This window comes from Prolixibacteraceae bacterium (assembly GCA_019856515.1).
Lineage (GTDB): Bacteria > Bacteroidota > Bacteroidia > Bacteroidales > Prolixibacteraceae > Halosquirtibacter > Halosquirtibacter xylanolyticus.
Genome location: CP082230.1, coordinates 2,500,941 through 2,515,452, shown reverse-complemented (window position 1 = coordinate 2,515,452; position 14,512 = coordinate 2,500,941). Strand labels below are relative to the sequence as shown.

The 14,512-nt window shown below is 35.4% G+C and carries 10 protein-coding genes; 1 reads left to right on the top strand and 9 read right to left on the bottom strand.

Annotated elements, in window-relative coordinates; translation table 11 throughout:
* Positions 1-43: 43 nt before the first annotated feature.
* The 4 genes from K5X82_08900 to K5X82_08885 all read right to left on the bottom strand — a co-directional run bounded on the left by K5X82_08900 (position 44) and on the right by K5X82_08885 (position 6,639).
* Complete coding sequence (locus tag K5X82_08900; protein QZT39001.1) at positions 44-337, bottom strand: hypothetical protein; 294 nt, start codon at positions 335-337, stop codon at positions 44-46.
* A gap of 226 nt (positions 338-563) precedes the next feature.
* On the bottom strand, positions 564-1,808 hold the full coding sequence (gene odhB / locus K5X82_08895; GenBank protein QZT39000.1) for a 2-oxoglutarate dehydrogenase complex dihydrolipoyllysine-residue succinyltransferase: 1,245 nt from the start codon (positions 1,806-1,808) through the stop codon (positions 564-566).
* A 9-nt stretch (positions 1,809-1,817) separates the two neighbouring features.
* Entirely contained in the window at positions 1,818-4,544 is a 2,727-nt protein-coding gene (locus tag K5X82_08890; GenBank protein ID QZT38999.1) for a 2-oxoglutarate dehydrogenase E1 component, read from the bottom strand.
* Positions 4,545-5,016: 472 nt separating this feature from the next.
* Complete coding sequence (locus K5X82_08885) at positions 5,017-6,639, bottom strand: leucine-rich repeat domain-containing protein (GenBank protein QZT38998.1); 1,623 nt, start codon at positions 6,637-6,639, stop codon at positions 5,017-5,019.
* A 162-nt stretch (positions 6,640-6,801) separates the two neighbouring features.
* On the opposite strand from K5X82_08885, the gene K5X82_08880 reads away from it, so the two are divergent.
* Positions 6,802-7,101 carry a hypothetical protein gene (locus K5X82_08880; protein QZT38997.1) on the top strand — a complete coding sequence of 100 codons (300 nt, stop codon included), beginning with the start codon at positions 6,802-6,804 and terminating at the stop codon, positions 7,099-7,101.
* A gap of 889 nt (positions 7,102-7,990) precedes the next feature.
* Here the strand turns inward: K5X82_08880 and K5X82_08875 are convergent.
* The 5 genes from K5X82_08875 to K5X82_08855 form a co-directional block, all read right to left on the bottom strand.
* Entirely contained in the window at positions 7,991-8,230 is a 240-nt protein-coding gene (locus K5X82_08875; protein QZT38996.1) for a hypothetical protein, read from the bottom strand.
* A gap of 223 nt (positions 8,231-8,453) precedes the next feature.
* Positions 8,454-9,068, bottom strand: coding sequence for a hypothetical protein (locus K5X82_08870; protein QZT38995.1), 615 nt, complete (start codon positions 9,066-9,068; stop codon positions 8,454-8,456).
* Between the two features lie 1,087 nt (positions 9,069-10,155).
* Positions 10,156-11,094 carry a hypothetical protein gene (locus tag K5X82_08865; GenBank protein QZT38994.1) on the bottom strand — a complete coding sequence of 313 codons (939 nt, stop codon included), beginning with the start codon at positions 11,092-11,094 and terminating at the stop codon, positions 10,156-10,158.
* Positions 11,091-13,142: a M23 family metallopeptidase gene (locus tag K5X82_08860; GenBank protein ID QZT38993.1), complete on the bottom strand. Its 2,052-nt coding sequence runs from the start codon at positions 13,140-13,142 to the stop codon at positions 11,091-11,093. The genes K5X82_08865 and K5X82_08860 overlap by 4 nt, the downstream gene beginning before the upstream one ends.
* Positions 13,143-13,576: 434 nt before the next feature.
* Positions 13,577-14,497 carry a hypothetical protein gene (locus K5X82_08855; GenBank protein QZT38992.1) on the bottom strand — a complete coding sequence of 307 codons (921 nt, stop codon included), beginning with the start codon at positions 14,495-14,497 and terminating at the stop codon, positions 13,577-13,579.
* Positions 14,498-14,512 lie beyond the last annotated feature (15 nt).

Genomic DNA, 14,512 nt, shown 5'->3' with positions numbered 1-14,512 from the left:
TCTTCACTGTTTCGTAGATGTAGGGTATATTATTTTTTATCTATTAAGACCAACCTGTAGCTGCAATCTCAGCATTAGAGAATCCTAATCGTGCACATTTAGTTCTATTATATTCTCTTGTGGCAGACATCACTGTAAATAGTCTGATCAATCCCCAAATACCAAAACCGGCAAAGGTAATATAGAATAGTATTTGGGTTCCAATTTTATCAAGAGATCCATAACTCCATCCAAGGAAGAATTGAAGTACTAACATCAATGTGGGGTCTTTCATCTGATTTTTTGCAAGCATAACGCGGTTCATGTCAACATCAGATATTATCTTTGGGTCTGTCATAATTGTTGGTTTTTAAATGTTTTTGTTTTACAAAGTTATGAATTGTATTAGGATAAAAAATAGATAGTGTAAATATTGCATCTATCCATATTTTGCTATGCACATAGAATGCATAGTAATACGTTTTTTGTTGGAGTATGTGTATATAATGAATGGATCAAGATCATTATCCGGAGATATTTACTATCACAAATAAAATAATGATCTCGATCCAAACATGTAAAGTCTATAAATCAAACAGTGTTTCGTATGGAGATAATCCTGAAAGAAGGAGACTAGGCTCTTCTAAAAGCTGTTTTACTTTCACGAGAAATCCTACGGAGTCTTTTCCATCAATGATGCGATGGTCATAAGATAAGGCCACATACATCATGGGACGAATCACGACTTTACCATCTTCTGCAATTGGACGTTCAAGGATGTTGTGCATTCCAAGTATTGCAGACTGAGGGGGATTGATAATCGGTGTACTCATCATAGAACCAAATGTTCCACCATTGGTGATCGTGAATATACCACCTTCCATCTCGTCTAAAGTGATCTTCTTATTTCTTGCACGTGTTGCTAAGTCTTTAATCTCCGCTTCTACTTCAGGTATGCTTTTTTGATCGACATCTCGTACTACAGGAACCATCAATCCTTTGGGGGTTTGGACGGCAATACTGATATGATGACGATGATGTACAATAATTTGATCACCATCAATGCTTGCTCCCACCATAGGGTGATGTTTTAGTGCTTCGCTGACAGCTTTGGTAAATAGGGACATAAAGCCGAGCTTAATCCCATGCTTCTTTTGGAAAGCACCTTGGTACTGTTTGCGTATCTCCATGACCTTATGAAGATTGATCTCATTGAAGGTGGTTAACATCGCTGTCTCATTCTTCACAGACACCAATCTTTGGCTTAGTTTCTTGCGAAGAGCAGACATTGGAATTACCTCATCTTCTTTAGGAATACTACTTTTAATATTTTCTTTTAAAGTGCTTTGTAATGGGGTGTCGATCACCTGCATTACATCCTTTTTTTGTATGCGTGCCATACCAGCAAGGACCTCCTCAAGATGAAGACCATTCTCCTCTATTACTGCTTGAGCTGATGGGGTGACTTTTATATGTTCATGTTCTGGTTTGACCTCTCTCTTTTGAGGAGCTTTATTCTCTTCTTTCGGAGTTAACGGAACTTCTTTCACCTCAGCTACCTCTTCTTTTGGTGAGACATCACCTTCAGGAGCTATTGCTTCGGTGTCGATATCTGCTACTTTTGATCCGACCATTACTGTTTCACCCTCTTTCGCGAAAATATGAATCTTCCCTGCGACATCTGCTACCAATTCAAGGGTTGCCTTGTCTGATTCTATCTCTGCAAGGGCCTGGTTCTGTTCGACATATTGTTGATCTTCAACAAGCCAGCTGCCAATTTCTACTTCTGTGATGGACTCTCCTGGGGTTGGAACGATTACTGCATACATAGTCTCGGGTTATTTTAAGTCTTTAAATACTTCTGAAATAATATGATTCAAACGAACAATATGTTGTTTTGGCAAACCAGTGGCAGGACTACCACTCTGAGGACGTGTAATAGGGGTTAGTCTTAAATCCATGTGATTGAGTGCAATTGAAGGCCATGTGCCCATGTTGTATGGTTCGTCTTGTACCCAAAAATGCTTTTGTGCTTGTGGATACTTCTTTTGAATAGCCACGATCTCTTCTGATGGTAATGGATATAGCTGTTCCACTCTTACCAGTGCTACTTTATTGTTGTCAAGTGAGTTCATCTTCTCTACTAAATCAGTATATATTTTCCCAGTACAGAATACCACTCTATCTATAATATTCACATCTTCTACTTTCTCTTCGATAAGTGGTTGAAATTCCTTGATCGTTAGTGAATCCAGTGTGTCATATACCACGGGGTTTCGGAGTAAACTTTTTGGAGTATATATGATCAAAGGGATGCGACAACGAGAGATTACTTGATTACGCAAAGCATGAAATAGATTGGATGGAGAGGTTAAATTCAGTACCCTCATATTGTTATTTGCACATAGTGTTAACATCCGTTCTATTCTTGCAGAAGAGTGTTCTGGACCTTGCCCTTCATATCCATGTGGAAGGTATAGGGTGACTCCATTTTTCAATCCCCACTTCTCTCCAGCACTACTAATATATTGATCAAAGATAATCTGAGCACCGTTTGCGAAATCTCCGAACTGCGCTTCCCAAATGGTAAGCCCATCAGGTCTCGCTAGCGCATAACCATATTCAAATCCCAATACACCATACTCTGACAGGTGGGAGTTGAATACATGAAAAGGAACTTTCTTACCTTGGATCGTTTTGAGTGGGAAGTACTTCTTAGTACTATCTTCTCTCACCCATGCCGCATGACGATGAGAGAATGTTCCTCGCTCAGAATCTTGGCCAGAGAGCCTAACGGAGTAGCCTTCATCTAATAGAGATGCATATGCCAACTGTTCTGCTATAGCCCAATCGATAATACCATCAGCGATCATCTTTTTACGATCGTTATTTAGTTTCAATATCTTTTTAAAGAAACTGCCTTCGTTAGATACCTTTGTCATCTCTTCACCTAACTCAATCACTTTCTCTTTCGATAGAGAAGTATCTTCATAGCATATCTTCTCATCTCCATTGGGTAAAATATAGTTGTGTTGTTCTTCCAAGAGGAACTTCTTGATCTTAATACGTCCTAAAGCTTTGGATGCCTCTAGATTCTCATCTAAGATATGTTCCACCTCTTCGATCTTTGATACTACATTCTTTCTTTGAAGTACCCCTTCTGAAATAAGTTTCTCAGCATAGATATCTCGTGGGTTCTTATGTTTGGCGATGATACTATATAATTTAGGTTGAGTGAAGCGAGGTTCATCTCCTTCATTATGACCATATTTTCGATAACATAGGATGTCAACAAATACATCTGAATGGAACTTCTGACGAAACTCCATGGCCAATTTGATGGTGTAGATTACCGCTTCTACATCGTCGCCATTCACATGGAATACCGGACACCTTGTGACTTTTGCCACGTCTGTACAGTAGGTGCTAGATCGACCATCCAAGTAGTTGGTTGTAAATCCCACTTGGTTGTTGATCACAAGATGAATCGTTCCACCACATCGATAACCATCCAACTGTGACATCTGTATCGATTCATATACGACCCCTTGGCCTGCAATGGCAGCATCTCCATGAATAACAATAGGTGCAATCTTGTCTTCGTTCTTTTGATATTTAGCATCCACATAACCTCTAGCCATCCCCATCGTTAATGGACCAACTGTTTCTAGGTGGCTAGGGTTTGGAAGCAACTTAATTGCCACTTTTTTACCTTTATCTGTCGTGATCTGATTTTCATAACCTAGGTGATATTTTACATCACCAAGTGTAATGCCCTCTTCGTATTCCGTTCCGATAAATTCATTGAATATCTCCTGACTTGGCTTCTGCATGATATTACAAAGTACGTTGAGGCGACCTCTATGGGCCATTCCTACAACAAACTCTTCAATCCCCAGTTCAGCACCCCATTCAATAACACTATCTAGTGCAGGGATTAATGTCTCCGCCCCTTCAATAGAGAAACGTTTTTGTCCAACAAAGCGACGATGAATGAAGTTCTCAAAGCCTACTGCATGACTTAGATGGTGAAAGAAATGACGTTTCTTCTCGGCCGTCAGTGGCTCCCTGTTTTGTGATCTCTCCATTCGTTCTTGAAGCCATTGCACCACTTCAGGATGGCGCATATACAGATATTCAACCCCAACGGAATCACAATAGGTGTGTTCTAAATGAGCAACAATCTCTCTCAATGTAGAGGTAGGTAGCCCAATCTGTTGTGCTGCATGAAATTTAGTATCTAGATCCTTATCTGATAAACCAAAATTCTCTAGAGCCAAAGTAGGAGCATACTGTCTACGTGTCCTAACAGGGTTCGTCTTTGTAAAAAGGTGCCCTCGTTGCCTGTATCCATGGATCAGTTCTATGACCCGAAATTCTTTCTGTATGGGTTCACTCAGAGCAATATCCCCTGGTTTTTGTGGGTAGTGGGTTTGTGCAAAATCAAACCCTTCAAAGAAATGTCTCCATGATGCATCTACCGCATCAGGATCCTCTAGAAAGCTCTCATACATACTTTCTACACTGCTTAGCTCTTGGTTGCCAATATTGGAGAATTGATCCATAAAACAGGATTTTATATTGATTTCTTATCATAACCGTTTTCTAAGGAAAATGTTCCATAAAAAGAGCTGTTTTTATGGAATAGAAGTACGATTACATCTAACCCTTAGTATGATATGATGATGCTTTACTATTATTATTAATCTTTTCTGTGTGAAGCTAATTTTAGTGTTTGAGATCTATATTGAATTTAGGATCAAATATGAACACTTCGTTTAAAGACTTAAATAGATCACTTACTCTTTATTAAGTATTTACGTGTAATTGATGACGTATTCTTCGTTACAAGAATTTCGGTGTCTTTTAAGTTAAATCACAGGAGTTTACAATTCTCATATGCAAAAAAAGTTCAATGGTAAGCAATAAAACACATGTCAATATTTATGATAATCTAGTTAAGAGTAACAAGTATCCATTCTTATAGGTTGTTATTAATAATCTTTGTTTTCAATCAAATTAGAACCAACTGTAAATTTAGGGTAGGTGGAACTTTAAGGGAATGGTCTGAAGGTTATAATGATGATTTCTCTTTATTTTTTTTAGTTGTGGGTTTTCGTAAAAAGCAGTTGAATCTACTTTCGTATTGTGATTTTCAATAATAACAGATCTTAGTTCATTTTTTCGAAAAGCTTTCCTTCCAATAAAATGAACACTTGAAGGTATTATCACAGATTTGAGTTTATTAAATGAAAAAGCAATCTTACCAATATTTTGAGTCCTATGAGGTATCTTTAGTTCTTCAATTTTATTGTCCAAAAAACACCCTTCTTCAAAAACAACAACAGAATCGGGTAATGTTACATGGTGTAATTGGTTCTCATAAAATGCATATTCTCCAATGTGTTTTACACTTTGGGGGATAACCACTGACTTAATGAAATTTGCATGGAAGGACCAGTTACTAATAACTTTAAGTTTATCTGATAAGATTAACGTTTCTATTCTATTCCTAGTGAAGGCTGATTTTCCTATATGTACGACACTATTGGGGATTATTAGTGACTTAATTTGATTGTCTGCAAATGCACTTTCATCAATGTATTTGAGATAATTTGGAAGTGATAGCTCTTTTATGGCATTGTTTTCAAATGCCTCTTCATATATTACAGTAATATTTTCGGGAATGGTAAGTCTAGTAATTTTGTTGTGGGCAAAAACATTGTCTGCTAGAAAGGTTAATTTAGATGGAATTTCAACTTCACTAAGCTGATTGAAACTGAATGCACTGGAGCTTAACATTTTTAAAGAGTCAGGAAGTGTTATGTGTGTTAGAACATTTGATTGGAATGCTTTCGATTTTATATATTTAACTGAAGGTGGAATATTTACCGTTGTCATTTTATTGTGCTGGAAAGCTAATTCTCCTATACTTATTAATGAATCTGGAAATATTATGGTTTCAATTTCATTATAAGAAAACAGTGCATTGCCTATTCTTTTGATATTGTGAGGTATTTTAAGTGTGACGAGTTTGTTGCTGTGAAATGCTCCATCACCAATCTTTTTAATGTTATATGAAAGGTGAAGTGTGGCAATTTCATTATTACGAAAAGCATTGGCCCCAATCGTCTCAACCTCTTCTGGAATCGTGATGTGCTCTAGATTGTTATCTGAAAAAGCACAGAATCCTATTCTTCTAAGTTTAGGGGGTAGGTCAACATTGGTTAATTTATTAACCTGAAATGTTCTAGATCTTATATTGGTAACTTGATTAGAGATTGTTAATTCTTTTAGTTTATTATAACTAAAAGAATCTTCTCCAATTTCAAGTACACTATTCGGTATTTTTATGGATGTAATACGATTCCTTGAAAAGGCTCTTTCTCCGATTGAAATCAGACCTTTAGGTAAAATAACTGATGTGAGAGACATATTATAGAATGCACCTATTGCAATATAACGTACTTTAATATCTCTTCCATTAACATGAAAAAGCGGAGGGATAATAATGTCTTTTTTATTTCCATAATAGTCATGAATAACTCCATTGGTTCCTAATTCAATATCTTCGATTGTAAGGGTATATTGTGCATTTAAATGAGGACTAAATACAGTGTTAAGAACGATTAGTATAAGTAGTAATCTGAATTTTTTCATCTTTTGATAATGGGTTATAGATTTAATAGTTGACTCCCTCCCAAAAAAAATGTGAAGTTGTTGTAAATATCAGATTTCATAGAGAAGAGTATGTTTAAAAAGAAGGATGGCTAGCTTAAAATCCTATATTAAATGTGAAACCTAAAGATTCAAATCTAGTTGATGAACAAGATACCTACTAAACAAATATTGAACAAGCATACTCTATATTATTGTAAAATAAATAATTATTTGACTAGGCCAGAATTACGATGTGCCAGAGAGATTATAACAAGTCATCTTAAGACTGGATCTGTTATTATCTATCAAATAGTGACAGCTATAAGAGCCTCTGTAGATAAACAACAGACAACTAAAAGTCTTCGAAACCATTATAATAAGAAAGGTTTTTTGATGAAACTTCGTAAAGGTCACATTAGATGCTTAGCAGATAGCATTCATGATGGAGACTATATTCTTTAGCTCTTTCCGAGATTTGGTGAGTAACCATATATCGTTGCAACCAAATCATCAATGCAATGTTATATTCTCCAATTAAATTACGATAAACAGACCATCGTTTAGTGTAGGTTTAAGCTTTTTGAACCCGCAGCTATAATATTCTCATCAAAAACATCACGAACACATATCGTTATGGTTTGTTAACTCTTTTGCATCACCAAATCTATAACATGACAATAGAATATTCATCTATTAAACATTTTTGATGAAGCAACTATCAATGAAGTATCCTTGAAGTATCAATAAACTACGAAGGAAACCCTATCTAAGATGTCGGTTATTTCCTAAAGTAGAAGCACTTTTTTAATCCTAGTTATCATAAGAATAATGAACGATCTTAATAGGGTAATTCATGGTCTTTATGCATCCTCATAGGAACACGCAGCCCGAGCTCGGATACAGATTCGATTGCAATCATACTCCTGTATTCTGAATGCCAGATATCGCCTTCACCAAAACTAGTAACATAGAAGAGTTTAGATGCCTATTAAAGCAGTGCGATTATTGAACAACACATTCAAGGTTGAAGAAGATAACGAATCATTGAAATAGTATTCTAAAGGATCCAAGCTGTGAGTTTAAGATGTTTTAGATAAATAGAGATTCATAAAGAACTCTTAAAGCCCCCATCACCTGACTAACATGTTACTATCACCTGCTTTTTCTTGGGTATCATTCCAAGTATATTCGAAATTCCCTCACCCAAAAAGGGAAATCGATGAATGAACTTCGAGTGAACTTTGAATGAACTTCGAGCCATCTCAGGGGAAAAGCAGGAGAAAGTAGCTTGTTGGTCAGAGTAAGGTGATATTGATGTGGTCGGATGTGATAAGGGTATATAAGCATTGTTCTATTTAACATGGTCACCCACCAAGTTTCGGAAAGAGCCTTTATTTACGACTATTTTTCTGTTCTCATTCATATAACTCTCTAAAAATATAAGCTCTTTTACTATCACATCACTCTCTCGTATTACACCGAAAGGTACTGCTCTTGAAGATAAAAAGGTATAATCATATGCTTTATATCGATTATCTTTGGAATTACCCTTTAGATCTGCTCCACAAAAGCAATAGGATGAAAATGCCAAACCTTGGAATCTTTAGGAAAGAATCTTTCTGGTAAATTCTTGATGCCTAGAATATAATTATTTTCGTTTTGTTGTCAATAAAGAAGGTTGTGGCTAATGGTTTATATCAGCATTACCAATAAAAACAATCAACCGACAACCTTTTATTATTACCAATTATAATCGATAGCCATAGATTTAAATAGGCTTGTAGTTATTCTCAAAGATCTTATTTAAACGTGAATTAAAATCCTTCTCCAAAATCTTCTTTTGTCCACTCTTTACCCTTTACAATTAGATCCTTGGCATAAACACTATCAACCAATAAAAAAACTTTTTCAACCTGAGGGAATATACAGTTTATATACCCTTTTCTCTCAGAAACTGGTGATATTTTATAGCCGTAACTGGTATCAATATACTCTTTATCTCTGTATATCTTAGTATTTTCATAAAGTATCAAACTATTTTGTTTTAACACAATTGAGTCGATCTTAAAAGACCAAACATCCATACCAAAGGAATAAAATGAATCATTTGTAATCCGAATTCCAGTTAGTCCATAATCGCACATATCTTCTACGATTTCTTTTCCGTCTTTATCTTCATCCACATAATAAAAGGTTTTATTCTTAATTAGATCTTCTGTAAGCTTATTACCTTCAGTAGAATCTGGAATAGTCACTTGATTTTGAACATCCCCCTTTTGTTCTTGCGACTTTAATCCTTTTGCAGTATCAATATGCTTACTGTCCTCTGTAATGGGGGCTGTTTTTTTATTCGTATTCTGCGATGAATTGCCATTACAAGAACAAAATATGTATAAGATTAAGATAAAGAAGAAACTATTTTTTTTCATAACTTAATGTTTTTTCTAATTTGTACTACAGTATATTTGTCGTTTTTTAAAAGATATGTGGGATCAATATATAACCGATTCATTGGATTATGACCTGTTTTGGGGTGGTTTGTCCCGACTTCTAGAAATCTATAATAAGTCCCTTTATCATCGGTCAACCTTCCTGTAATCACAAGGAATCCGTGGCCGATATCTTGTACCTCCACTAATAATCCATCTAACAATTGGCAATAATTTGAGACGCGAGCATCGCGTCTTTACCAAGCAACACCATGACCTCATAAGGCACGATGTTCACGCCTCCGCATTTCCATCAACCATCGTACACAGTGTGACAAGACATTGGCATAAGAGGGATAGCCCAACCCCTGGGAACGCTGAGCTCCGCTCGGCATCGTACCACAACCTACTATAATACGACCACCTTCTAACCCACTTGAGGCGCGAACATCGCGTCTTTACCAAGCAACGCCATGACCTCGTACAGGCGCGATGTTCGCGCCTCATCACCCCATTTACCAAGGCACTTTCATATAAAACAAAAGATCCGTGTTGATCCCTTAAATCCGTGGTCTATCCCTTACACACCAATCAGAATAGACAAAACACGATCTAATCCATCCAAATAGCCTTTTTTGTACTTAACTTTCTTGATATATTTCAATAAAGCAGGTAAAATGGGACTTTTAGTGAGTCGCATTATACTTTCATAAGTACCAAACCCATACTTAAAAAACACCTACTCTAGATTGAGTTTACCTTTTGTCTACCCTTTCTCTACCTGAGCAGCCTCGAGGTGGAGAAAGGACGAACGAAGTATAGACTAAAGGTAGACTAGGTGCTTTTTAAGTATGGGTTTGGTACGGGTTTGGTGTGTACTAATATCAAGTAAATCATCAGAAATAAAATCTATCTTCTCCTATACAAAAAGGTCCATTAAATGGTAATTACATAACCACATAATAAGCATATATGGAAAATTAAATTGTTTCTAGATTTGCAATAATGACTCTTAAAATTTATTATATAGCAGTGTCACATGCTTATGAGTTCAATGCAAAATGATTCACGACTTATTTTTCAGTTCTCATTCATATAATTCCCTAAAAACATAAGCTCTTTTACTATCACTATCTTGCGATTTTAAACGTAAAATGCGTGACATCTCTGAGAAATCTGTAGATGCATCCATTTCGACCACCACACGTACCCAATCCTTTTTTGCTACTACCTTATATAGAAATTGAACATCTTTTTCATAAATAAATAGAGTTCTCACTGCAAACCAGACTTTCTCGTCTTTCGTAAAATACATATCACTCTTAGCACTATCTAATGGAAACAGATAATTAATAAACTGGATTCCTCCTAAAAATGACATTGAACGTTTTGGAAACATAATGTTAGTGTATCTCCAAAGTGTTTCCTCATCATAAAGGCTTAACGAATTATAATCTTGTCCATACTTCCAACCTATCTTCTCAATATGTGATGCAAAACTTCCTAGAACTTCATAATCATTATCATCAGCTATGTCCATAGGAAGTCTAGGGAGTTTAAACTTACTTATATAAAAATCAGGAATAGAATCAAGATGATTCATAATTCTCAACCATTGAAAAGGTACGCCTTGGATAGAATCTCGGCTTAATCTCTTCTCAATTCGAACAGGTTCATTAAGGTTATAGCTCTTCGTAAATAATACTTTATTAGAATCATTTATTAAGTATTCAGCCACCCTAGGATACAAAAAACTAGCACATTTCCCTTCGATAACCAAAGGTTTATCCATAGACATTGTCGTATCATGAATAGATAACCCTTCTTTTTCATCATTCTCTAAAACAATTTCTTTCTGCTTCTTTGAGCCTTCTAAAGTGGTGTCTTCGCAATTCTGAAGCACTATAGCCTTTACATCATCAACTTTACCGTCAGAAGTTGATGACTGCTTTTTTTCATTAATACAACTCAATAGTAGTAACGAGGAAATAACAACCAGTATTCTTGTCTTTTTTATCTTTTTCATAAGTCTTTTATCATTTCATTCAGATAATACAATGGATTGATAAGATCCTTTCTTCTATTATATCTTCTGTTGCTGTTATTTTTAGATTTGCAAGTCATAGTAGGGTCATCCGATTCTGAATATAACATCTCTGTATAACCTGCAGAACCACTTACACTGTCTCCCTTGCATTCACCCGTATACATTTCAAAATGCAACATTCCTCTTGCATCTCCAGATGGCTGCTCTATTTTGGGAATAAGCAATCCAATTTCAGCAATCTTTTGCCCTTTAGTTACTTTATCAGGCACCTTAACTTTTATATTATTTTTATGTACTTCACCATACCTTACAATCATTTTAACTCCCTTCTTTATTTCAAAATCATGTCTGATGGTTATCTGATATGTGTCATTATAGTATTTTGTAACAGAAATTACTTTACCATCTGCAACTGCAAGAACATCATCCCCAGGATCCCCGTACAAATCACATGCGGCATGAATTCTATTCCCACCACGTACTACCCCAAAAGGTGCTGCTATTGAAGATGGAAGGGTATAATCATATGCTTTATATCGATTATCTTTAAAATTATTAGGATGATTATATGGAATCTTTCTAAGTGGGAAAGATAACTTTGGATTAATCCTCTGCATCTGCTCCACAAAAGCAATAGGATGAAAATGCCAAACCTTCGAATCTTTAGGAAAGAACCTTGCTGGTAAATTCTTATTGGTATTGGCAACCGCACCACTTTTGACCTTATCCCAAAAACATAGATTCGCGAGTTTTTCCTCAATCTGAACCCATCGTTCATCTCGTATATCCTCTATTTTCTGCTTTCTTGTACTGTCACTCTCTGATGCAATGGCTTTCTCATATAAGGTTTTGACCTCTTTATGGAAAGGCTCTTTCGATTTTAAGAGATCCCATTCACTAGGATGACAACATATGAGTTTACTTAATGTGTTTACGGTCTTCTCATAACGAAGAGCATTTTGCAACTCAAATTGACTTAAAATACGATCTTGTTTAACCTCTTTAACTCCTCCGCCTTTACTAGTTCTATAAACAGGCAACTTCTCTATCTCGTCCCAAATCTTCTCTATAAACGAAGGCGCACTTTCTCCATTATTTGCATCAAATTGATAGATGTATTGATCCCCGGTTTCTTTAAACGCCTGCCAGCCTACAGAGCCCCAATCTGCAGCATTTATCTCCTTTATATCATCCTTTTTAACCCATCCTTTCTTAACAACCTTCTTTGTCCCCTCAAAGGTCATTCCTGAAACATGACACCAATGCTGCTTATCTTGGGTGGTTCTTTTTTCAAGGATCGTTTCAATATCCAGTACTTGCTTCAGAGTTTCTCCTTTCAGAAACTCTGGTGTAGGCTCTTTGGTATAGTACCATTCTGGAGTCTCAAGCAATTGGCACCAACAAGGAGATACAGAATAGTTTGTTTCACTATTGGTTGTTTCAGATGTACTTTTTTTTACATTCCTATACTCTATATTACCATGATTTTGGGATGATCCAGCTGATTCATTTAAAATCTGGGGATGGGTACTATCTAGTTTTCTTAAAGGATGAATCGCTTCTTTGGGAATTATATCTAATTTAACCCAATATCTATTTCCCGCCTCTTTTAAATCTAACACCACTTTTCGATGGGTAGGTTCTTGGTCCATATGATTCCCTTGTTTATCCGTCTCATCAACGATCTTAAGTATATCTGTTTTTGAGAATTGATAATTAGTACCTGTAATACAGCTGTCAAGTTTATCACTTTTTATCTTCGCAACCTTATCGGTCACATCCAAATCCTTGACTTCAAGGATCATTGTTATATTTTCAAAACCAATTTGAGCATAAGCACCCTTAACCTGTAAAAGCATCACATTCTTGCCTTTAACAAGATTGGTGGAATATTCTTTTTGATAGATTATCCCACCTTTGCCTACTTCATATTCAAGATTGCTCGCTTTTCTCTTAAAGAAGAACTCTTCTTTTGAATCTTTATTAGAGATTTTCTCAATATCACTATCATCTGAAAAAACCTCCAAATGGACACCTCGATAAGTCGGTTGGTTCTTAAACCCATAAAGCAAATATATAAAATATAGATTACTAAGGACTTAACCTTATCTCCGGTCAAATGTAGCAATTCCAACCTGCTGCAATTTCAATATCGTCATTCACGACCTCATTTAGCAAGATATCTGGATGAACACTTTTGGTTAATTCAAGAACACCTGCACTTACATATTCCTCTTTACCTTTCAATTTAAACCACTTATCAGAACATTTTTCTACCTCATCTAAGTTCGTTCCTTTTTTTCTGTTCTAATATACTTTCGATGTCCATATTTATCTGTAGCACTATATATTACAACACCATGAAGAGCATTCTTGTTAAACTTTGTGATTTTATCTTTTTTATACGTGAATTCAAGCGACAAATACAACACTCTATTGTTTTGCTCAAGATATTGAACATCTATTTAACCCGTTCATAAACTCGCTTAGGAATAAGTGAGGTCTTCCCTGACTTCGTCATTAGGGTAATATACTGCTGGTAAGCTTTTTTTGCTTTTTCCTTCTTTTTATATCCCCAATAAGCATCCCCTAAATTGATATAAGCAACCATACGCTTAGGGTATACAGTAAGAATATTTTCGAGAATCATATATGATATATAATAGTTCTTTGTCTTCCCCAAATAATAAGCGATATCATTTAGAGAGACTACATTTTTTTTATCGACGGTCATTGTTGATTTAAAATAATCAATATTAAAATTATCTACTGAAAAATTCATATTTAGGTCATGCCATTCTTGGGCATTATAAATAAACTCACTATTTCCAATAATGCTTCCATCTTGAAAAAAAAGAGGCAATGACAATAAAATTTTATCTCTTGATTTCACCGCCTTACTATACGCCTTATTTTTATCACTAAAAACTAATGTACTTCGAGAATATTCCTTTATCTCATATATATCGTAAGACTGTTGACTTTTTATTGATGTCAAACTATCATAATTAAAATCTTGCACTGATATTTTATCTGTACAATAATAAATCCACCCAAATGGCAAAGCTTCTCGATCATCATAGTTCAAATGCAAGACATGTTTTACACCTATGGCATTTTCTTCAAGATATAGTGAATAAACAATCATAGATTTAGTATATGAGCCATAATAATGATATACAATATGGAAGTTTTTTTTGTCTGACAAGAAGAACTCTGCACCGACATTACCATTGAGTACTTTTCTTAAGATAATGTCTCGTCCATTTGTTGTAATGACTAGATCTTCCCCTTCTTTATGAATATCATAAATATTTGATTGTGCTTTTATAAAACTACTAACCAAAAGCAAAAGTGTACAAAAAACATATTTTAACCTCATCCCAATTAATTTATT

Bases quoted from the DNA above. Each gene is read 5' to 3' on its own strand.
- K5X82_08900 (QZT39001.1), bottom strand. From the start codon at position 337: ATGACAGACCCAAAGATAATATCTGATGTTGACATGAACCGCGTTATG.
- odhB (QZT39000.1), bottom strand. From the start codon at position 1,808: ATGTATGCAGTAATCGTTCCAACCCCAGGAGAGTCCATCACAGAAGTA.
- K5X82_08890 (QZT38999.1), bottom strand. From the start codon at position 4,544: ATGGATCAATTCTCCAATATTGGCAACCAAGAGCTAAGCAGTGTAGAA.
- K5X82_08885 (QZT38998.1), bottom strand. From the start codon at position 6,639: ATGAAAAAATTCAGATTACTACTTATACTAATCGTTCTTAACACTGTA.
- K5X82_08880 (QZT38997.1), top strand. From the start codon at position 6,802: ATGAACAAGATACCTACTAAACAAATATTGAACAAGCATACTCTATAT.
- K5X82_08870 (QZT38995.1), bottom strand. From the start codon at position 9,068: ATGAAAAAAAATAGTTTCTTCTTTATCTTAATCTTATACATATTTTGT.
- K5X82_08865 (QZT38994.1), bottom strand. From the start codon at position 11,094: ATGAAAAAGATAAAAAAGACAAGAATACTGGTTGTTATTTCCTCGTTA.
- K5X82_08855 (QZT38992.1), bottom strand. From the start codon at position 14,497: ATGAGGTTAAAATATGTTTTTTGTACACTTTTGCTTTTGGTTAGTAGT.